At 64.4% G+C, this 20,329-nt stretch carries 21 protein-coding genes, 1 tRNA gene and 1 pseudogene; 12 read left to right on the plus strand and 11 right to left on the minus strand.

Features of this window, described 5'->3' with window-relative positions; all coding sequences use genetic code 11:
• Positions 1–12 precede the first annotated feature (12 nt).
• From AC2CQI_RS24415 to AC2CQI_RS24430, 4 genes and pseudogenes are all read right to left on the minus strand, one after another.
• Positions 13–87: transfer RNA gene (locus AC2CQI_RS24415), tRNA-Gln, on the minus strand.
• 34 nt (positions 88–121) lie between these two features.
• Positions 122–967: a 4-(cytidine 5'-diphospho)-2-C-methyl-D-erythritol kinase gene (gene ispE, locus AC2CQI_RS24420; protein ID WP_484578137.1), complete on the minus strand. Its 846-nt coding sequence runs from the start codon at positions 965–967 to the stop codon at positions 122–124.
• A gap of 1 nt (position 968) precedes the next feature.
• Positions 969–1,586 carry a lipoprotein insertase outer membrane protein LolB gene (gene lolB / locus AC2CQI_RS24425; RefSeq protein WP_075801282.1) on the minus strand — a complete coding sequence of 206 codons (618 nt, stop codon included), beginning with the start codon at positions 1,584–1,586 and terminating at the stop codon, positions 969–971.
• A gap of 4 nt (positions 1,587–1,590) precedes the next feature.
• Positions 1,591–3,198: pseudogene (locus tag AC2CQI_RS24430) on the minus strand (tetratricopeptide repeat protein); the annotation flags it as partial.
• Positions 3,199–3,501: 303 nt separating this feature from the next.
• Here AC2CQI_RS24430 and hemA point away from each other — a divergent pair.
• The 6 genes from hemA to AC2CQI_RS24460 all read left to right on the plus strand — a co-directional run bounded on the left by hemA (position 3,502) and on the right by AC2CQI_RS24460 (position 8,869).
• Entirely contained in the window at positions 3,502–4,779 is a 1,278-nt protein-coding gene (hemA, locus tag AC2CQI_RS24435) for a glutamyl-tRNA reductase (protein WP_075801280.1), read from the plus strand.
• Complete coding sequence (gene prfA / locus AC2CQI_RS24440) at positions 4,776–5,858, plus strand: peptide chain release factor 1 (protein WP_484578138.1); 1,083 nt, start codon at positions 4,776–4,778, stop codon at positions 5,856–5,858. Before hemA ends, prfA begins: the two co-directional genes overlap by 4 nt.
• Positions 5,859–6,689 (plus strand): peptide chain release factor N(5)-glutamine methyltransferase, encoded by an 831-nt coding sequence (gene prmC, locus AC2CQI_RS24445; RefSeq protein ID WP_484578139.1) that lies wholly within the window; start codon positions 5,859–5,861, stop codon positions 6,687–6,689.
• On the plus strand, positions 6,683–7,438 hold the full coding sequence (locus AC2CQI_RS24450) for a molybdopterin-synthase adenylyltransferase MoeB (protein WP_484578140.1): 756 nt from the start codon (positions 6,683–6,685) through the stop codon (positions 7,436–7,438). Before prmC ends, AC2CQI_RS24450 begins: the two co-directional genes overlap by 7 nt.
• Positions 7,431–8,228, plus strand: coding sequence for a glutamate racemase (murI, locus tag AC2CQI_RS24455; protein ID WP_484578141.1), 798 nt, complete (start codon positions 7,431–7,433; stop codon positions 8,226–8,228). Before AC2CQI_RS24450 ends, murI begins: the two co-directional genes overlap by 8 nt.
• Positions 8,229–8,350: 122 nt before the next feature.
• The gene (locus AC2CQI_RS24460; protein WP_075801275.1) at positions 8,351–8,869 is read left to right on the plus strand and encodes an acyloxyacyl hydrolase; all 519 of its coding nucleotides are present in this window, start codon (positions 8,351–8,353) and stop codon (positions 8,867–8,869) included.
• A gap of 148 nt (positions 8,870–9,017) precedes the next feature.
• Here the strand turns inward: AC2CQI_RS24460 and AC2CQI_RS24465 are convergent, their stop codons facing one another.
• The 5 genes from AC2CQI_RS24465 to AC2CQI_RS24485 form a co-directional block, all read right to left on the minus strand.
• Complete coding sequence (locus AC2CQI_RS24465) at positions 9,018–9,719, minus strand: SDR family NAD(P)-dependent oxidoreductase (RefSeq protein ID WP_484578142.1); 702 nt, start codon at positions 9,717–9,719, stop codon at positions 9,018–9,020.
• On the minus strand, positions 9,709–11,148 hold the full coding sequence (gene phrB, locus AC2CQI_RS24470) for a deoxyribodipyrimidine photo-lyase (protein ID WP_484578143.1): 1,440 nt from the start codon (positions 11,146–11,148) through the stop codon (positions 9,709–9,711). The genes AC2CQI_RS24465 and phrB overlap by 11 nt, the downstream gene beginning before the upstream one ends.
• Positions 11,139–12,050 (minus strand): MerR family transcriptional regulator, encoded by a 912-nt coding sequence (locus AC2CQI_RS24475; RefSeq protein ID WP_484578144.1) that lies wholly within the window; start codon positions 12,048–12,050, stop codon positions 11,139–11,141. The genes phrB and AC2CQI_RS24475 overlap by 10 nt, the downstream gene beginning before the upstream one ends.
• Positions 12,040–12,996: a YbgA family protein gene (locus tag AC2CQI_RS24480; protein WP_075801271.1), complete on the minus strand. Its 957-nt coding sequence runs from the start codon at positions 12,994–12,996 to the stop codon at positions 12,040–12,042. Before AC2CQI_RS24480 ends, AC2CQI_RS24475 begins: the two co-directional genes overlap by 11 nt.
• Positions 12,997–13,106: 110 nt before the next feature.
• Complete coding sequence (locus tag AC2CQI_RS24485) at positions 13,107–14,093, minus strand: NAD(P)/FAD-dependent oxidoreductase (protein ID WP_075801270.1); 987 nt, start codon at positions 14,091–14,093, stop codon at positions 13,107–13,109.
• A 192-nt stretch (positions 14,094–14,285) separates the two neighbouring features.
• Between AC2CQI_RS24485 and AC2CQI_RS24490 the strand changes: the two genes are divergently transcribed.
• Both AC2CQI_RS24490 and hemH read left to right on the plus strand, forming a co-directional pair.
• A complete protein-coding gene (locus AC2CQI_RS24490) occupies positions 14,286–15,188 on the plus strand; it encodes a TIGR01777 family oxidoreductase (protein WP_484578145.1) in 903 nt (300 codons plus the stop codon).
• Between the two features lie 12 nt (positions 15,189–15,200).
• Positions 15,201–16,214, plus strand: coding sequence for a ferrochelatase (gene hemH, locus AC2CQI_RS24495; RefSeq protein WP_075801268.1), 1,014 nt, complete (start codon positions 15,201–15,203; stop codon positions 16,212–16,214).
• Positions 16,215–16,282: 68 nt separating this feature from the next.
• On the opposite strand, the gene AC2CQI_RS24500 is transcribed toward hemH, so the two are convergent.
• The gene (locus AC2CQI_RS24500; RefSeq protein WP_484578146.1) at positions 16,283–17,557 is read right to left on the minus strand and encodes a uracil-xanthine permease family protein; all 1,275 of its coding nucleotides are present in this window, start codon (positions 17,555–17,557) and stop codon (positions 16,283–16,285) included.
• A gap of 2 nt (positions 17,558–17,559) precedes the next feature.
• Entirely contained in the window at positions 17,560–18,198 is a 639-nt protein-coding gene (gene upp, locus AC2CQI_RS24505) for a uracil phosphoribosyltransferase (protein ID WP_075801266.1), read from the minus strand.
• A 165-nt stretch (positions 18,199–18,363) separates the two neighbouring features.
• Between upp and AC2CQI_RS24510 the strand changes: the two genes are divergently transcribed.
• From AC2CQI_RS24510 to AC2CQI_RS24525, 4 genes are all read left to right on the plus strand, one after another.
• Positions 18,364–18,921, plus strand: a complete 558-nt coding sequence (locus tag AC2CQI_RS24510) for a hypoxanthine-guanine phosphoribosyltransferase (protein ID WP_075801265.1) — start codon at positions 18,364–18,366, stop codon at positions 18,919–18,921.
• Positions 18,902–19,399 (plus strand): WbuC family cupin fold metalloprotein, encoded by a 498-nt coding sequence (locus AC2CQI_RS24515; RefSeq protein WP_484578147.1) that lies wholly within the window; start codon positions 18,902–18,904, stop codon positions 19,397–19,399. Before AC2CQI_RS24510 ends, AC2CQI_RS24515 begins: the two co-directional genes overlap by 20 nt.
• Positions 19,400–19,466: 67 nt before the next feature.
• Positions 19,467–19,934, plus strand: a complete 468-nt coding sequence (locus tag AC2CQI_RS24520) for a hypothetical protein (protein WP_484578148.1) — start codon at positions 19,467–19,469, stop codon at positions 19,932–19,934.
• Positions 19,935–19,995: 61 nt separating this feature from the next.
• The gene (locus tag AC2CQI_RS24525; protein ID WP_075801262.1) at positions 19,996–20,286 is read left to right on the plus strand and encodes a PA4642 family protein; all 291 of its coding nucleotides are present in this window, start codon (positions 19,996–19,998) and stop codon (positions 20,284–20,286) included.
• Positions 20,287–20,329 lie beyond the last annotated feature (43 nt).

Here is a 20,329-nt window from a genome sequence, read left to right on the forward strand (position 1 = left end):
GTATAAGGAAAATGGCAGGGGCGGCTGGATTCGAACCAACGCATGGCAGGATCAAAACCTGCTGCCTTACCGCTTGGCGACGCCCCTGTATCTGCTGCTGCGAGTACCTGATACTCGGTTCCTACAGACCTCGTAGCTTGCGATGCAACATCGAAACGTTGCTTCCCTTAGCCACGAACCCTGACTGGGTCTCTGCAAGAAGGGCCAAAACTCTATCAGCTTCAGCTTTGTCTGGGAAGGCCCCAAACACACAACTTCCAGTTCCGGTGAGTCTTGCTTCAGTGAATTTGTTTAACAAATTCAAGGCGTTACGTACATCCGGGTAACATTGCTCAACTACCGCTTGACAGTCATTTCGACTGTTTCCCTCGGGAACGGGGCGCACTTTAATGGGCTTTGAATTACGTGTCAACAAAGGATGCGAAAAAATTTCCGCCGTACTTACAGACACTTGCGGGACCAGCACGACGTACCAGGGCTCGTGCGGGTCGACCGGGGTGAGCTTCTCGCCCACACCCTCGGCGAACGCCGCGTGGCCACGGACGAACACCGGCACGTCGGCGCCCAGGCCCAGGCCCAGTTCGGCGAGCTGGTCTTCGCTGCAGGCGGTTTTCCACAGGTGGTCGAGGGCGAGCAGGGTGGTTGCGGCATCCGAGCTGCCGCCGCCGATGCCGCCGCCCATGGGCAGTACCTTGTTCAGCCAGATGTCGGCGCCCAGTTGGGTGCCGGTCAGTTGTTGCAGCTTGCGCGCGGCGCGGACGATCAGGTTGCTGTCGTGGGGTACGTCGGCGATCTCGGTGTTCAGGCGGATTTCACCGTCTTCACGCAGGGCGAAGCTCAGTTCGTCGCCATGATCGAGGAATTGAAACAGGGTCTGCAGCTCGTGATAGCCATCGGCGCGGCGGCCGAGGATATGCAGCATCAGGTTGAGCTTGGCCGGGGCCGGCAGGGTCAGGCGCTCGCTCATCTCAATGCCCCAACTGGCGCGGTTGCCATTCCTTGAGGACCACGGTCACGTCCAGGTTCTGGCCGTGCATCTTGATTCGCTCGGGCAGCCAGTAGCCGTTCTGCTCGGTGTAGCTGGTGTATTCCACCTGCCAGCCGTCCTGCTCCAGGCTGGCCAGGCGGCTGTCGCCGTCGAGGGTCAGCTTGCTCTTGCTGTCCGGGGCGGGCAGGCCGCGGACCCACCAGACCAGGTGCGACACCGGCAACTCCCAGCCCAGTTGCTCGGCCAGCAGGGTTTCCGGGGTCGGCGCTTCGAAGCGGCCCTGGTTGGCGACTTCCAGCGTGACCTGGCCCGGGCGACCGGTCAGGCGTGCAGCGCCACGACCCAGCGGGCCGGACAGGCGAATGTCGTAGTAATCCTGGCGTTGCAGCCAGAACAGCGTGCCGCTGCCGGAGTCCTTCGGTGCACGGATACCGACCTTGCCGTTGATCTGCCAGCCGTCGAGGGTACTCAACTGAGCCTTGTGTTCTTTCCACAGTTGCGGGCTGCCCTGGCCCTGGACGGCTTCTTTGGGGCCGAAGCCGGCACAACCGGCGAGCAGGGCGATCAGGCTGAAGGTGATGACGTGGCGCAGGAACATAGGCTTAAAGGGTCTCGGATCCGGTCAGGCGCAGGACGGTCTTGCGCAGGATGGGGCTGTCGGGCTGGCCTTCGAAGGCCTTGGCCCAGACCTGGCGGGCTTCGCGCTGCTTGCCGTTGGCCCACAGCACTTCGCCCAGGTGGGCGGCAACTTCATGGTCGGGGAAGCGCGCCAGGGCCTGGCGCAGCAGGCGTTCGGCCTCGTCCAGGTTGCCCAGGCGGTAGTTGACCCAGCCAAGGCTGTCTAGCACGGCAGGGTCGTCCGGGGTCAGCTGGTGGGCTTTTTCGATCAGTTGCTTGGCTTCGGCATAGCGCGTGGTGCGGTCGGCAAGGGTGTAGCCCAGGGCGTTGAGGGCCATGGCGTTTTCCGGCTCGCGGGTAATGATGGCACGCAGGTCGGTTTCCATCTGCACCAGGTTGTTGCGCTTCTCGGCCAGCATGGCCCGGGTGTAGAGCAGGTTGAGGTCGTCCGGGTACTGCTTGATGGCGTTGTCGAGGACGCGCTGGGCCTGTTCTTCCTTGCCGTTGTTGCCGAGGGTCTCGGCTTCGATCAGGTACAGCTGGATGGCGTAGTCGGGCTGGCTGTCGCGGGCCTGGTCGAGGCGGCGCACGGCTTCGTCGGTACGGCCATTGGCAATGAGGATATCGGCCTGGCGCAATTGCGCGGCCAGGTAGTCGTTGCCGGCGCCGACCTGGGCGTACTCGGAGAGGGCGCCTTCAAGGTCGTTGCGCTCTTCGCGGATGCGCCCGAGGTTGAGATGTGCGGCGTCGACATGGCTGTCGCGGTCGATCAGGTCCTGCAGGTAACCGGCAGCCTCGTCGTAGGCCTTGGCTTCGAGGCTGACCAGGGCCAGGGAATAGCGCAGTTCGTCATCGTCCGGGTATTGCTGGAGCAGGCTGGCGAACTCGATCTTGGCGTCGTCGATGCGGTCCTGCTCCACCAGCATGCGCGCGTAGGTCAGGCGCAGGCGCTTGTCGTCCGGGTTACGGGCGATGCTCTTGCGCAGCAGCGGCAGGGCTTCGTCGCCACGGTCGAGGCTTTGCAGCAGGCGTGCCCGCAGGAGGATCGGGGCGATTTCGCTGTCCTGCTGCGGCGGGTGGGCTTCGAGCAGGGCCAGGGCTTCTTCGGACTTGCCGTCCTGTTGCAGGAGCAAGGCCTTGCCGAACACCAGCTGGCTGTTGTCGGGGTACTTCTGCAGCAGGCGGTCGAAACTTTTCAGCAGGCCGTCGCGGGTGTCCTGGTCGGTTTCCGCAGCGGACAGGGCGAGGAAGTCGAAATGGGTATCGCCCTGGCCCTGGAGAACCTTCTCCATATAGACCATGGAATCGTCGTAGCGTCCGGCCCGGGCCAACTGGATGGCCGCAGCGCGCTGGGCGTCGATGTTTTCCGGGTCGTTCTGTGCCCACAGCAGCGAGGCCTCCAGCGTCGACTGGTCGGCACCGAGGTACTCGGCGATGCGGTAGGCCCGCTCGGAAACCGCCGCGTCCCGGGTCTTCTCGGCCTGGATCATGTAGTTGTCCAGGGCGATGTCGAAGCGGTTGCGCTGCCCGGCCAATTCCGCGACCAGCAGGCTATACAGGGTGTCCTGGGTGAACGAGCCGTAGACCGTCGGCTCCGGCTTGGCCGCCGGTGCGACGGATTGTCCGACGGCAGGCGCCGAGGCCTCCCCGGAACCCGGCATGACCTGGCAGCCCTGGAGCAGGGCGAGAGCGAGCAGCAACGCGGAAGATCTATTCATAATGAGGATTTTGAGCGACTAACCTGCGGTCGGGCCATCATGACACAAGCATCAGGGCAAACCCACTTCACGATGGCGTTATGGATACAGACTATAGGGACAATCGCGAGCGGTGGTTGTTCTCGATCCAGCGAAGTAGGACAATTATCGGCTTCACGTCACAACCAGCGACTTTGAATGGCCTTCCTTGCCCTCGGTATCAACCATAAGACTGCCTCGGTAGACGTACGCGAGCGCGTGGCGTTTACCCCTGAGCAGCTGGTCGAAGCCTTGCAGCAGCTCTGCCGACTGACCGCCAGCCGCGAAGCCGCGATCCTTTCGACCTGCAACCGCAGTGAACTGTACATCGAGCAGGACCACCTGGCGGCGGACAGCGTCCTGCGCTGGCTGGCCGATTATCACCACCTTAGCATCGACGAGCTGCGGGCGAGCGCCTACATCCACGAGGAGCACGACGCGGTCCGGCACATGATGCGGGTCGCCTCCGGGCTCGACTCGCTGGTGCTCGGAGAGCCGCAGATCCTCGGGCAGATGAAGTCCGCCTACGCCGTGGCCCGCGAGGCCGGGACCATCGGTCCGCTGCTCGGTCGGCTGTTCCAGGCCACCTTCAGCGCGGCCAAGCAGGTGCGCACCGATACCGCCATCGGCGAGAACCCGGTGTCGGTGGCGTTCGCCGCGGTAAGCCTGGCCCGGCAGATCTTCAGTGACCTCGGGCGCAGCCAGGCGCTGCTGATCGGTGCCGGCGAGACCATCACCCTGGTTGCCCGTCACCTGCACGAGCAGGGTGTGCGCCGTATCGTGGTCGCCAACCGCACCCTGGAGCGGGCCAGCACCCTGGCCGAGCAGTTCGGTGCGCGTGCGGTGCTGCTGGCGGATATCCCGCAGGAACTGGTCAACAGCGATATCGTCATCAGCTCCACCGCCAGCCAGTTGCCGATCCTCGGCAAGGGTGCAGTGGAAAGCGCGCTGAAGCTGCGCCGGCACAAGCCGATCTTCATGGTCGATATCGCCGTACCGCGGGATATCGAGCCGGAAGTCGGTGAGCTGGACGACGTCTACCTCTATACCGTCGACGACCTGCACGACGTGGTCGCGGAAAACCTCAAGAGCCGCCAGGGTGCTGCCCAGGCCGCCGAAGAGCTGGTGACCGTCGGCGTCGAAGACTTCATGTCGCGCCTGCGCGGCCTGGCAGCCGTTGATGTGCTGCGCGCCTACCGCCAGCAAAGCGAACGGCTGCGTGACGAAGAACTGCAAAAGGCCCAGCGCCTGCTGGCCAACGGCGCCAGCGCCGAGGACGTGCTGGTGCAACTGGCCCGCGGCCTGACCAACAAGTTGCTGCACGCGCCCAGCGTGCAACTGAAAAAGCTCTCCGCCGAAGGCCGCGTCGATGCGCTGGCCATGGCCCAGGAACTCTTTGCCCTCAACGAGGGCTCCACGGATAAATCCCCGCAATGAAAGCGTCGCTGCTGAAAAAACTGGAGATTCTCCAGGATCGCTTCGAGGAACTGACCGCCCTGCTCGGTGATGCCGAGGTCATTTCCGACCAGACCCGCTTCCGCGCCTATTCCCGCGAATACGCCGAAGTGGAGCCGGTGGCCGCCGGCTATGTGCAGTGGCGCAAGTTGCAGGATGACCTCGAAGGGGCCCAGGCCCTGCTCAAGGACAGCGACCCTGACCTGCGCGAGATGGCCGTGGAGGAAGTCCGCGAAGCCAAGGAGCAGTTGCTGGCGCTTGAAGACCAGTTGCAACGCCTGCTGCTGCCGAAGGACCCCAACGACGGCCGCAACGTGTTCCTGGAAATCCGCGCCGGCACCGGCGGCGACGAGGCGGCGATCTTCTCCGGCGACCTGTTCCGCATGTACTCGCGCTACGCCGAGCGGCGTGGCTGGCGCCTGGAAATCCTCTCGGAAAACGAGGGTGAGCACGGCGGCTACAAGGAAATCATCGCCCGCATCGAAGGCGAGAACGTCTACGCCAAGCTCAAGTTCGAGTCCGGCGCGCACCGTGTGCAGCGCGTCCCCGAGACCGAGTCCCAGGGCCGTATCCATACGTCCGCCTGCACCGTGGCGGTGTTGCCGGAGCCGGACGAGCAGGTGGCGATCGAGATCAACCCGGCCGATCTGCGGGTCGATACCTACCGCGCTTCCGGCGCGGGCGGTCAGCACATCAACAAGACCGACTCGGCAGTGCGGATCACCCACTTGCCCACCGGCATCGTGGTCGAGTGCCAGGAAGAGCGCTCCCAGCACAAGAACCGCGCCCGGGCGCTGTCCTGGCTGTCGGCCAAGCTCAACGACATGCAGACCAGCGCTGCGCAGAACGCCATGGCCTCCGAGCGCAAGCTGCTGGTGGGTTCGGGCGACCGCTCCGAGCGGATTCGCACCTATAACTATCCACAGGGCCGGGTCACCGATCACCGCATCAACCTGACCCTGTATTCGCTGGACGAAGTGCTGGCGGGTGGCGTGGACGCCGTAATCGAACCGCTGCTGGCGGAATACCAGGCCGATCAACTGGCCGCATTGGGTGACTGAATGACCATTATCGCCAGCCTGCTCCGCGGCGCGGAGCTTCCCGACTCGCCGACCGCGCGCCTGGACATCGAACTGCTCCTGGCCGCGGCCATCGGCAAGAGCCGCAGCTACCTGCACACCTGGCCGGAGCGCATCGTCAGCAGCGAGGCCGCGCAGACCTTCGCCGAGTATGTGCAGCGGCGCCGTGCCGGTGAACCGGTGGCCTACATTCTTGGCCAGCAAGGCTTCTGGAATCTCGATCTGGAGGTTGCCCCGCACACCCTGATCCCGCGTCCGGAAACCGAGCTGCTGGTGGAAACCGCCATGGCCGTGCAGCCCACCGCCACGGCGCGGGTGCTCGACCTCGGCACCGGCACCGGCGCCATCGCCCTGGCCCTGGCCAGCGAGCGCCGCGAATGGCAGGTCACCGCCGTGGACCGGGTGGCCGAGGCCGTGGCCCTGGCAAACCGCAACCGAGAGCGCCTGCAACTGGACAATGTCACGGTCCTGCAAAGCCACTGGTTCAGTGCCCTGGAAGGCCAGCGTTTCGAGCTGATCATCAGCAACCCGCCGTATATCGCTGCCGAAGATCCGCACCTGGTCGCTGGCGACGTGCGCTTCGAGCCGAGCAGCGCCCTGGTGGCCGGTGCCGATGGCCTGGACGACCTGCGCCAGATCATCGCCGACGCCCCTGCGCACCTGGTCGAAGGTGGCTGGCTGCTGCTGGAGCACGGTTACGACCAGGCGGCGGCAGTGCGTGAACTGCTCGCGCGCCACGGCTTCGAGCAGATCGAAAGCCGCCTCGACCTGAATGCCCACGAACGCATCACCCTGGGACGCCTGCCGTGCTGACCGACGAGGAGCTGCTGCGTTACAGCCGGCAGATCCTGCTGGCGCAGATCGATATCGACGGCCAGTTGCGCCTGAAGAACGCCAGCGCGCTGATCGTCGGGCTTGGCGGCTTGGGGTCGCCGGTCGCGCTGTACCTGGCGGCGGCGGGTGTTGGCACCCTGCATCTGGCGGACTTCGACACGGTCGACCTGACCAATCTGCAGCGGCAGATCATCCATGACGGCAGCAGCGTCGGGCAGCCCAAGGTTGACTCGGCGCTGGCGCGGCTGCGGGCGCTGAACCCGGATATCCAGCTGGTCGCCCATCGTCGTGCGCTGGACGAGGACTCCCTCGCTGCCGCCGTCGATGCGGTTGACCTGGTGCTGGATTGCTCGGACAACTTCGGTACCCGCGAGGCGGTCAACGCAGCCTGCGTCAAGGCCGGCAAGCCGCTGGTGAGCGGCGCGGCGATTCGCCTGGAAGGGCAGTTGTCGGTGTTCGATCCGCGGCGCGCGGAGAGTCCTTGCTACCACTGCCTGTATGGTCACGGCAGCGAGGCCGAACTGACCTGCAGCGAGGCCGGCGTGGTCGGGCCTTTGGTCGGTCTGGTCGGTAGCCTGCAAGCGCTGGAAGCCCTGAAGCTGCTGGCCGGCTTCGGTGAACCGCTGGTGGGGCGCCTGCTGCTGGTGGATGCCCTGGGCACGCGCTTCCGCGAGCTGCGGGTCAAGCGCGACCCGGGCTGCGCGGTGTGCGGGCGCACCCATGGCTGAGGCGTCGGCGCCGGTCGGCGTGTTCGACTCCGGTGTCGGCGGCCTGTCGGTACTGGCCGAGATTTCTCGCCTGCTGCCCAACGAGTCGCTGCTCTATGTGGCTGACTGCGGCAATATCCCCTACGGCGAAAAATCCCCCGAATTCATTCGCCAGCGCTGCCGCAGCGTTGCCGGGTTCTTCCAGGAGCAGGGCGTGAAGGCCGTGGTCCTGGCTTGCAACACTGCCACCGTGGCCGCTGCTGCCGACCTGCGCGAGCAGTTTCCGCAATGGCCGCTGGTGGGCATGGAGCCGGCGGTCAAGCCGGCGGCCGCTGCGACGCGCAGTGGTGTGGTCGGCGTGCTCGCTACCACCGGCACCTTGCAGAGTGCCAAGTTCGCGGCCTTGCTCGATCGCTTCGCCACTGATGTACGAGTGGTGACCCAGCCCTGTCCTGGCCTGGTGGAACTGATCGAGTCGGGTGACCTGGACAGCCCGGCCCTGCGCCAACTGCTTCAGGGCTATGTCGAACCGCTGCTGGCCGCCGGTTGCGACACCATCATCCTCGGCTGCACCCACTATCCCTTCCTGCGTCCGCTGTTGAGCCAGATGGTTCCGGCGACCGTGGCGATCATCGATACCGGCGCCGCCGTGGCCCGGCAACTCCAGCGCCTGCTGGCCGAGCGCGACCTGCTGGCGCCCGGCCCGGCCCTTCCTGCGCAGTTCTGGACCAGCGCGGATCCAGAACATCTGAGAAAAATCCTGCCTTTGTTGTGGAATAATTCTGACCTTGTGAGAAGCTTCAGCCGGTGATTCGACAAAATTTTCACAAAAAGTCGAAGATCCAGTGAACTCCTTTGTAAGCGCAGATTTCTACTACGTTGTCTGATGAGACAAAAAACCAACAACAGGATTTCCTTTAAAGGACGTTTCTCATGAAGAAACTGATTTGCGCAGCTGCACTTGCAGTTGCAACCCTGGGGCAAGCATTTACCGCGCAGGCTGCCGGCTTGACCTTTGCAGTCGGCCAGACCAGCGACTCCACCATGACCTACCGTCTCGGCCTGGAATCCGATTGGGATGCCAGTTGGTGGCAAACCAGCGTGGGCCGGCTGACCGGTTACTGGGACGCCGGCTACACCTATTGGGATGGCGACGAGACGTCGAGCAACCACAGCCTGTCGTTCGCCCCGGTGTTCGTTTATGAATTCGGTGGCGGTTCGGTCAAACCCTATATCGAGGCGGGGATCGGTGTCGCGGCGTTCGCCCACACCAAGCTGGAAAGCAACAACCTGGGTGGGTCTTTCCAGTTCGAGGACCGCATCGGTTTCGGCCTGCGCTTCGCCGGTGGGCATGAGATCGGGGTTCGGGCGATCCATTATTCCAACGCCGGGATCAGCCAGCCGAACGATGGCGCCGAGAGTTATGCCCTGCATTACCGCATGGCGCTCTGAGGTTTGACGGATTAAAGGAAACCCCGCCGGAGATGGCGGGGTTTCTTTTTGTGTTGTTCTTTCGGGCCTCATCGCTGGCAAGCCAGCTCCCACAGGGGCCGCGTGCACCGCCGGACCTGTGGGAGCTGGCTTGCCAGCGATAGGGCCCTCAGGGGCGCCGCAAAGGCCACAGGCTGCTCACCGACAACGCCTCCAACACCATCTCCGGCATCCTCTGCGGCAACCGATCGATGATCGCCAGCGCCGCCGTCTCCGCCGTCCACTGCTGCGGCAGGGCGATGCTCAGGGTCACCGGCTTCTTCAAGGTTTGCGGCGCGATCAGGGTCAGGTCGATTTCCTGCGGCGAAAGCACGCTGCGGGTCTCGCTGAACCAGTGCGCCAGGCTGTTCTGTGCGTCCGGCCATCGGCTGCTTTCATGCTGCTGCAGCGCGGTGATGCTGCTGAGAATGCCCACCACCTGCGCTTTCTTGCCTGCCAGCAACAGGGGCAGGGCGCTGCCCAGGCAAGACGAACTGGCCGCCACATTGCTGGTGATCAGTGCTTCGAACATCGCCGTGCCGGTGGAATGCTCATCGAGGTAATCGCAGGAGCCGGCGTTGAGGATCAGCAGGTCCAGCGCGCCCCAGCTGTCCTGGATGCGCTGGCTCATGGCCTCGGCATCCGCCGTCACGCTGAGATCGCCATCCAGTACCAGGCAGCGCGCCATCAGGTTGTCCGGCAGGGCATCGAAGGGCGCCCGCCCACTGATCGCCACATGATGACCGAGGCTGAGCAGGTGCAAGGCCAATGCATGACCGAGACCATTGCTGGCGCCGGTGACCCAGATTCGTTTCGTATGCTCAATAGTCACGGTCTTGCTCGACGTCTTGTTCTTTGGGGAGTTGTTTGAATGCCTCGATGGCTCTGCGGCGGCTCATGCCCAGATCGACAATGGGTTGTGGATAACCGTTCACCGAAAACAGGCCGCCGGGGCTGTGGATTTCCCTATCGTCGAGGTCTTTCAGCTCCGGCAGCCAGTGTCGCAGGAAGCGTCCCTTCTTGTCGAAGCGTTCCGACTGGCTGACCGGGTTGAACACCCTGAAATAGGGTACGGAATCGGTTCCGGTGGAGGCGCTCCACTGCCAGCCACCGTTGTTTGCGGCGAGGTCGCCGTCGATCAGGTGACGCATGAAAAACGCTTCGCCCTCGCGCCAGTCGATCAGCAGGTTCTTGCTGAGGAACATGGCCACCACCATACGCAAACGGTTATGCATCCAGCCGGTGGCGAGCAACTGGCGCATGGCGGCATCGACGATGGGGATGCCGGTGCGGCCTTGCTGCCAGGCCTTGAGATCCTGCGGCGCGTCACGCCATTTCACCGCCTCGGTGGCCGGGCGGAAGGCGCGGTGCCGGGAAACACGGGGATAACCCGTCAGCACATGCTTGTAGAACTCGCGCCAGAGCAGCTCGTTGATCCAGGTGACTGCGCCGGGGTTGCCGCTTTCGAACTCGCCGTGGTTGCTGGCCAGTGCAGCATGCAGGCACTGGCGCACCGAGATCACCCCCGCCGCAAGGTAGGGCGAGAGCTGGCTGGTGCCGTCCACCGAGGGGATGTCACGTTGTTCGGGATATTCGGCCATGGCGTCGTCGGCGAAGTCCTTGAGACGCTTGCGGGCGTGGCTCTCGCCGGCGGGCCAGTGCTCGCGCAGCGCGTCTGGCGGTGCGGCGAAGCCCTTGATGGTGTCGGGAATGTCATCGCTGGCGATGTCCAGCCTGTCCTGCTTGCGCGGCAGCCGCTGCAAGGCGGGCAGGGCGTGGTGCAGGCGCTGGTAGCAAACCTTGCGGAACTGGGTGAAGACCTTGAAGTAGCCGTCGCTCTTGGTCAGCACCGTGCCGGGCTTGAACAGCAACTGATCGAGGTAGCTGTGCAGGCGGATATCGTGGCGCTGCAGCAGTTCGCCGACCTGGCGATCCCGATGTTCCTCGTTGATGCCGTACTCCTCGTTGACATGCACGTTCTGCACGCCGTGTTCCTGGCAGACCTGGTGCAGCACCCGGGGTGCGCTTTTCCAGTGCTCGGCATGGCGGATCAACAGGGGAATGTTGTAGTGGGCCAGGGCCTCCTTCAGTTCGCGCAGGTTGCGCAGCCAGAAGTCCACCTTGCAGGCGGCATCGTCATGGTCTTGCCATTGGCCGGGGCTGACCAGCCACAGGGCCAGGGTCGGCCCGCGCTCGCTGGCGGCGGCGAGCGCGGTGTTGTCGTGAATGCGCAGGTCGTTGCGCAGCCAGATCAGTTGCATGAAGTCGTTCCGTCAGGAGGGTGCGGGGCAAGCGTTCCCAGTCCCTGGAGGCAGCGCTGGGCGGCCAGTGGCGAGTCGAGCAGGTGCCAGCCGGGATCCATCCCCAATGCTTGCTTATGTAAGGTGACCGCGGCGCCGAACAGGAGTTTCGGCACCTTGAGCGGATTCAGGTCGCGTTGCAGCTGTTCGCTGTCCGCGACCTTGTTGAGGCTAAGGAGCAGGGCCCCGGCCTTGAGCCGATCCACCGCCAGTGCGAGGTCGCGGCCGTGCAGGGGCAGGTCGAAGACTTCCACCGGGCAACCGCCGTCGCTGACCAGCCAGGCGCATAGCCACAGGTGAGGATCGAAAGGCTGGTTGCCGGCGCTCAGCAACAAGGCCGGCACGCCACTGAGCTGGCGGTTGTTGTGATACACCCGCAAGCCCAGCTTGCTGCGCAGCCAGCTGTGGAAAAACGCCCGCTCCACCGCTGCACACGGGTGGACCTGCCAGCGCACCTCCAGCTGTGCGAACAACGGCAGCAGCAATTGCTCGCAAAGGGTCGAGGCCGGGTACAGCGCCATGGCTTGGTTGAATTGCTGGTCGAGTTGGCGCTCGCCGAGGTGGGCGATGCTGTTGGTCAGTTGGGTAGACAGCACATTCCAGTCATCGCCGCTGTTCTGCGTGGCGGGCGAAGGATCGCTGTCCAGCAGCGGCAGGACCTGGCTGACCGCCACGCCACGGTTAAGCCAGGACACGATCGCCTGGATCCGCTGCACCTGGTCGCTGCTGTACAGCCGGTGACCCTTGCTGGTGCGCTGTGGCACCACCAGGCCGTAACGGCGCTCCCAGGCGCGCAAGGTGACCGGATTGACGCCGGTCAGCCGGGCAATCTCGCGGATCGGCAGCAGGGGTTCAGATGGCATTGCGCAGGCTCAGGTTTTCCGGGTGTGGCTGCAGGTAGACCTGGGCCAGCAGGTAGGGATCGGGGTGATGGCGCAGGTGGTGCTTGAGCAGGGTCAGCGGCACTACCAGCGGCACCACGCCGGCCACGTACTGGTCGATCAACTGGCGGATTTCCTGCTTGTCCTGCGGGCCGAGGAAGCGCCGCAGATAGCCGCTGAGGTGCATCAGCACATTGCCGTGGGTGCCCCGGCTGGCGCAGCGCGACAGGGCGCTCATCAACTGGCTGAAGTAGCGCGTACCCAGCGCCTCGGGATCGTCCTGGCGGCTCATGCTGCCGAGCAGTTTGCCCAGCACCTTGTACTGCTCGGGGTTGTGCGCCATCAGCTGGTACTTGTAGCGCGAGTGGAAGGCGATCAGCGCATGCCGGCTCAGGCCCTCGCTGCGCAGGCGCTGCCAGTCGGCATAGGCGAGCACCCGGGTGATGAAGTTTTCCCGCAGGACCGGGTCACACAGGCGGCCTTCCTCTTCCATCGGCAGGTCCGGGCGCAGGTCGCGGAAGCGTGCGGCATAAAGGCCACTGGCGCGCTCCTGGGCAGGATAGCCGTTGGCCTGGTAGACCTTGATCCGCTCCAGCCCGCAGGACGGGGATTTCTGCATGAAGATGTAGCCGCAGATGTCATCGAGCTCGACAGCCGTGTGCTCGGCGTAGGCGCGCAGGGCGTCGGAAACGTCCAGGGATGGATCGCGGCTGCCGGTGGCGCGGGGATTCTGCGGATCACCGGTCAAGTGGATGGCGGGTCGCGGTGTGCCCAGGCCAATGGCCACTTCCGGACAGACGGGCACCAGTTCGAAGTGTTCGGCCAGGACGTCGGTGCACAAACGGGACTGTTTGTGGCCGCCATTGAAGCGGACTTCTTCACCGGCAAGACAGGCGCTGAGGGCGATTTTCGGCTTGGTATCGGACATGCGGCGGCAACCTTTCTTGTACAAAGACAAAAACCTGTACAACTTTGCTCAGCATAGGCTCAAGGTTGTACAAGTCAATATCCCTGTAGAGGCCGCAGTGTCCGCAGGGGTTACTCCAGGTGTTCGATCAGCCGACGAGCTGCCTCCTGGCCGCTGAGCCAGGCACCTTCGACCCGGCCCGACAGGCACCAGTCGCCGCAGGCATACAGGCCCAGGTCGGCATCGGCGAGCACGCCCCATTCGTGGCTGCCGGCGGGGCGGGCGTAAAGCCAGCGGTGGGCGAGGGTAAAGCTTGGCGCAGGTACGGCGCAGCCCACCAGTTCGGCGAAGTCGCCCAGCAGTTGCTCGATCACCGCTTCCTTCTGCAGGTCGATGTGCTGCTTGCTCCAGGCCGAGGTGGCATGCAGCACCCAGGTGTCGAGCTGCTCGTCGCGGCCCGGCTTGCTGCGGTTGCGCGCCAGCCAGTCGAGGGCACAGCCCTGGACGAAGCAGCCTTGCATGGGGGTGTCGAGCGGGGTGTCGAAACCGAGGGCGATGGCCCAGGTCGGCTCCATCTGTACGCCGGCGGCGGCGGCGGCGAGTTTCGGGGTGGCGGCCAGCAACGGCGTGGCCTGCGGCGCGGGTACGGCAACGATGACCCGGCTGAACGGGCCGTGGGTGCAGCCGTCGGTGTCCTGCAGGTGCCAGTACTGCTTGCCGCGGAATACTTCACTGATGCGGCAGCTGAAATTCACCGTGACATCCTTGAGCAGGCCACGGGTGATCGCGCTCATGCGCGGCGTGCCGACCCAGCGGGTCTGCTCGTCCGGCGACGGGGTCAACTGGCCTTCGCGGTAGTTGTACAACTGGGGTTTCCATTCGGCGACCCAGCCCTTGTCCTCCCACTGCTGGACCTGCTCGACGAAGCGCCGGTCGCGGGCGGTGAAGTACTGCGCGCCGAGGTCAAGCGCGCCGGCATCGCTGCGCTTGCTGGCCATGCGGCCGCCACTGCCGTGGCCCTTGTCGAACAGGTGGACGGGCAAGCCTTCCTTTTGCAATGCCTGGGCGGCGGAGAGTCCGGCGATGCCGGCACCGATGATGGCGATAGGTACGGTCATGATGGCCTCTTTGAACCTTTATGCGGTACAGACAGCCTTGGCTGTCGACAAACCTGTACAACTCTGATGTTCTGTATAAGATTGTTCGGCTCGTTACAACGGGTTGGCCTACTGTTTATCCCAGAGTGAACGGTCAAAAAAGTGCCTTGCTCTTAAAAATAGACCAGCCCACGCCACTGAGAGGACACGGCCATGAATATATTGCTGACCGGCGGTACAGGTCTTATCGGACAGCAACTGTGTCGCCATTGGTTGGACCAGGGGCACAGCCTGACGGTCTGGAGCCGGCGTCCCGAACAGGTTGGAAAGCTCTGCGGCGCAGGAGTTCGCGCTATTGCGCAGTTGCAGGACTACGGTGACGGCCCGCTGGACGCCGTGGTCAACCTGGCTGGCGCGCCGATTGCCGATCGACCCTGGACCGCTTCGCGCCGGGCGCAGTTGTGGGGAAGCCGGATCACCCTGACCGAACACCTGCTGACCTGGCTGGAGCAGCGCCAGCAGCGCCCGTCGGTACTGATCTCCGGCTCTGCGGTGGGCTGGTACGGCGACGGCGGCGAGCGTGAGCTGACCGAGGCCTCGCGCCCGGTAAAGGAAGATTTCGCCAGCCAGTTGTGTATTGCCTGGGAGGAAACCGCGTTGCGTGCCGAGCAGTTGGGCGTCCGCGTGGTCCTGGTACGTACCGGTCTGGTGCTGTCCGCCGAGGGCGGCTTTTTGTCGCGCCTGCGCCTGCCGTTCAAGCTCGGGCTGGGCGGGCCTATCGGCGATGGTCGGCAGTGGATGCCGTGGATCCATATCGAGGACGAAATCGCCCTGATCGATTTTCTCTTGCAGCGCGACGAGGCCAGCGGTCCTTATAATGCCTGCGCGCCGGAGCCGGTGCGCAACCGCGAGTTCGCCCGGCGCCTGGGTCGTGCCCTGCATCGCCCGGCGTTCATGCCGCTGCCGGCGCTGGTGCTCAAGGCCGGCCTGGGCGAGCTGTCGACGCTGCTGCTCGGTGGCCAGCGCGCCCGGCCCGTACGGGCCCTGGCGGCAGGCTTCACCTTCCGTTTCAACGATGTGCAATCGGCGCTGGATGCCTTGTCCCCGCGCCTCTGAAAAGGATGTTGCATGACCGATCATGCTCTGCTGCTGGTCAACCTGGGTTCGCCGGCGTCCACTTCCGTCGCCGACGTGCGCCGTTATCTCAATCAGTTCCTGATGGACCCCTATGTCATCGACCTGCCGTGGCCGGTGCGGCGGCTGCTGGTGTCGCTGATCCTGATCAAGCGCCCTGAGCAGTCGGCCCATGCCTACGCCTCGATCTGGTGGCCGGAAGGCTCGCCGCTGGTGGTGCTGACCCGGCGCCTGCAGGAGGCCATGCGCCCGCACTGGACCCATGGCCCGGTGGAAATCGCCATGCGCTACGGCGAGCCGGCGCTGCCCGCCGTGTTGCAGCGTCTCGCCGCCCAGGGCGTGCGCAAGGTGACCCTGGCGCCGCTGTATCCACAGTTTGCCGATAGCACGGTGACCACGGTGGTGGAGCAGGCGAAGGCGACCATCGCCGAGCACAAGCTGCCGCTGGACATGCGCGTGCTGCGTCCGTTCTATGACCAGCCCGAGTACATCGACGCCCTGGTGGCCAGCGCCAAGCCCTGGCTGGAGCAGGATTTCGATCACCTGCTGCTGAGCTTCCACGGTCTGCCGGAGCGTCATCTGAAAAAGCTCGACCCGACCGGCAAGCACAACTTCCAGGCAGCCGACTGCTGCCGCGACGCCTCCGCCGAGATGCTTGCGGTCTGCTACCGCGGCCAATGCCTGCGCACCGCCCAGGCGTTTGCCAGGCAGATGGGCCTGCCGGAAGGCAAATGGTCGGTGTCATTCCAGTCGCGCCTGGGCAAGGCCAAGTGGATCGAGCCTTACACCGAGGCACGCCTGGATGAGCTGGCCAAGGCCGGGGTGAAGAAGCTGCTGGTGATGTGCCCGGCCTTCGTCGCCGACTGCATCGAGACCCTGGAAGAGATCGGTGATCGTGGTCGCGAGCAGTTCATCGAGGCGGGTGGCGAGGAGCTGACCCTGGTGCCGTGTCTCAACGATCACCCGGAGTGGACCAAGGCCCTGACCACGCTCTGCGAGCGGGCCTGATCTGACCAGAAATGAAGAAGGGGCTGCAAACGCAGCCCCTTCTTCATTGCAACGCAGGATCGCCGGCCTTACGGCAGGTGATCGTCCATCACTTTGTTTTTCCAGCCGTCGTTGCCCGGCAGCAGCAGGTTCAGGCCGATGGCGACGATGGCGCACAGGGCGATGCCCTTCAGGCCCCAGTCATCCGGGCCGTCACCGCTACCGACCAGCACGCCGCCGATACCGAACACCAGGGTCACCGAGACGATCACCAGGTTGCGCGCTTCGCTCAGGTCGATCTTGTGGCGGATCAGGGTGTTCATGCCAACCGCCGCGATCGAGCCGAACAGCAGGCAGAGAATGCCGCCCATCACCGGGACCGGGATGCTTTGCAGCAGCGCGCCGAACTTGCCGATGAAGGCCAGGACGATGGCGAAGATCGCCGCCCAGGTCATGATCTTCGGGTTGTAGTTCTTGGTCAGCATCACCGCGCCGGTCACTTCGGCGTAGGTGGTGTTGGGCGGGCCGCCGAACAGGCCGGCGGTGGTGGTGGCGATACCGTCACCCAGCAGGGTACGGTGCAGGCCGGGTTTCTTCAGGTAGTCGCGACCGGTCACGCTGCCCACCGCGATCACCCCGCCGATGTGTTCGATGGCCGGGGCCAGGGCCACCGGAACGATGAACAGGATGGCCTGCCAGTTGAACGCCGGGGCGGTGAACTTCGGCAGCTCCAGCCACGGCGCCGCGGCGATCTTGGCCACGTCGACCACGCCAAAGGCGAACGACAGGCCGAAGCCCACCAGCACGCCGGCGATGATCGGCACCAGGCGGAAGATGCCCTTGCCGAACACGGCGACGATCAGGGTGGTCAGCAGCGCCGGCATGGAGATCATCATGGCCGTGCTGTACGGCATCAGGACCGTGCCGTCACCGCCCTTGCCCATGGCCATGTTGGCGGCGATCGGCGCCATGGCCAGGCCGATGGCGATGATCACCGGGCCGATCACCACGGGTGGCAGCAGGCGGTCGATGAAGCCGGTGCCCTTGATCTTCACCGCCAGGCCCAGGAAGGTGTAGACGAAGCCTGCGGCCATCACGCCGCCCATGGTCTCGGCCAGGCCGAACTGGCCCTTGGCGAGGATGATCGGGGTGATGAAGGCGAAGCTGGAGGCCAGGAACACCGGGACCTGACGGCCGGTGACGATCTGGAACAGGATGGTCCCCAGGCCTGCGGTGAACAGCGCGACGTTAGGGTCCAGGCCGGTGATCAACGGCATCAGCACCAGGGCGCCGAAGGCCACGAAGAGCATCTGTGCGCCAGAGACGATCTGCCGCCAGAGCGGGTCGTTGAACTCGTCCTGCATGCTCAGGCGTCCTTCTGCTTGGTGCCGAAGATCTTGTCGCCGGCATCGCCCAGGCCAGGGATGATGTAGCCGTCTTCGTTCAGGCGCTGGTCGATCGACGCGGTGAAGAGCTGTACGTCGGGGTGGGCTTTTTCCACCACGGCGATGCCTTCCGGCGCGGCGACCAGGACCATCGCGCGGATGTCCTTGCAGCCGGCACGCTTGAGCAGGTCGATGGTGGCGACCATGGAGCCGCCGGTGGCCAGCATCGGGTCGATGATCAGGGCCAGGCGCTGGTCGATTTCCGGGGCGAGCTTTTCCAGGTAGGTGTGCGCTTCGAGGGTTTCCTCGTTGCGCGCCACGCCCACGGCGCTGACCTTGGCGCCCGGGATCAGGCTGAGGACGCCGTCGAGCATGCCGATACCGGCGCGCAGGATCGGCACCACGGTGATCTTCTTGCCGGCGATCTTCTCGACCTGGACTTTCCCGCACCAGCCGTCGATTTCGTAGTTTTCCAGCGGGAGGTCCTGGGTGGCCTCATAGGTCAGGAGCGCGCCGACTTCCTGGGCGAGTTCGCGAAAATTCTTGGTGCTGATATCGGCGCGGCGCATCAGGCCGAGCTTGTGACGGATCAGCGGATGGCGGATCTCACGGATGGGCATAGGGGGAGGGCTCCGGAATGCGGGCAAAAAAACCGCGCTAGATTAATCTATTCGTTCGCGCGGTCCTATAGGCATACAGGACGTTAGTCCATAAATGCTTGATCTGGTGCGTGTGGATGCGTACCTTTGCCCGCTTTTCCAAAACCTGACCACCTGGAGAGCATCATGTCCGCTGATCTCGAGCACATCCGCCAAGTCATGCGAGAAGCCGACTGCCTGCACAGCGAAGCCGAAGTCGAGGCGGCGATTGTCCGCGTCGGCGTGGAAATCAGCGAAAAGCTCGCCGAGAGCAACCCGGTGGTGTTCTGCGTGATGAACGGCGGCCTGATCTTCGCCGGCAAGCTGCTGACCCAGTTGCAGTTCCCGCTGGAAGCCTCGTACCTGCACGCCACCCGCTACCGCAACCAGACCAGCGGCGGCGACCTGTTCTGGAAGGCCAAGCCGGAAGTCTCGTTCATCGACCGCGACGTGCTGATCATCGACGACATCCTCGATGAAGGTCACACCCTCAGCGCCATCCTCGACTTCTGCCGCCACGCCGGTGCGCGCAACGTCTATACCGCCGTGCTGATCGACAAGGACCACGAGCGCAAGGCCAGCCCGGACCTCAAGGCCGATTTCACCGGGCTGAGCTGCGTTGACCGCTACGTGTTCGGATATGGTATGGATTACAAGGGCTATTGGCGCAACGCCAATGGCATCTATGCCGTCAAAGGACTCTGAAACCGTGAGCAAGACCCAGTTCCTCGATCAAGCGCTGTTTGCCAGCGTCGCGCAGAAGGCCGCCCAGAGCCCGCGCGGCCGCCAGCACCACAATTTCCACGAGATGGACGACCCGTGCCATCGCATGGCGGTCGGTCTGCAGCCGGAGACCTACATCCCGCCGCATCGTCACCAGGCGCTGGACAAGGCGGAAACCCTGATCGTGCTCAAGGGCAAGCTGGGTCTGCTGATTTTCGACGAGACCGGCGCGGTCACCGACAAGCGTGTGCTGGAACTGGGTGGCGACTGCCTCGGCGTCGACCTGCCGCCTGGTACCTTCCATGGTCTGGTGGTGCTGGAACCTGACAGCGCGATGTTCGAGTGCAAGGCCGGGCCCTACCGGCCGGTGGCCGATGGCGATATGGCGTCCTGGGCGCCGCGCGAAGGCGAGCCGGAAGTGGCGACCTACCAGGCCTGGATGCGTTCGCAGTTCGATTGATTCGCAAGGGCCCCGTCGGGGCCCTTTTGCCATGCTAGAGTGCCAGGCCGCCTCAAAGGAGCCTGTCATGCGTGCGATTCTCCCGCTTCTCCTGTTTATCAGTCTCCCCGTGGCTGCCGCACCGATGCACAGCCAGTTCCTGCCGCCGGATGAACTGGCCGTGCGCCAGGACGCCCCGGAAAGCCAGCAACTGCTGCAGGTCACCAACTATTCGGTGGTGGTGGGCAACCAGCGCCAGTCCAACCAGCAGCCGCTGCCGATCACCTCGACCCTGACCATGCGCCTCAAGGGCAAGCCCTTGAGCCAGGGCGCGAGCATCAGCCAGGTGCTGATCAGTTTCGATGGCGAGGGCAAGAGCCTGCGCAAGCCGGCCTTTGACAGTGCGACCCGTACCCTGACCCTGAATTTCGCGCCGGCCCAATACCAGGTGATCCTCGACCTGCTGCGCAACGACACCGTCTATGTGCAATTCCTCAGCTACGCCAACGGGCATATCTGGGCCGATCTGCATACCGGAACCCTTCGCACGCGCTGAGTGGCGGGGTACACTCCCGGCCCATCGGAAAATGTCCTTGATGGTTCAGTTGGAGTCGGTAATGCGTAAAGACAAGAAGCAGGTGATTGGCGACGAGATCAGCGACGACTACGTAAAGTCGTTCCTTCAGTTCGAGCCGGCCGATGGCCTGACCTCGCCCTCGCACCACAAGCTGATCAAGGGCTACCGTGGCCTGCGCATCGACGACTTCGAGCGTTTTGTCGGTTTCTTCGTCGAAGCAGGCTATGACCTGGACGGCAAGGACGAGCAGGGCAAGACCTTCGTCGAGGTGATCGCCGACCAGCGCAATGCGCCGGAGTATGTCGAGATCATCGACAAGGCTCGGGGCTGATCGTTCGGGCCTCATCGCTGGCAAGCCAGCTCCCACAGGGTCA

This window comes from Pseudomonas sp. P2S-1, from assembly GCF_057197725.1.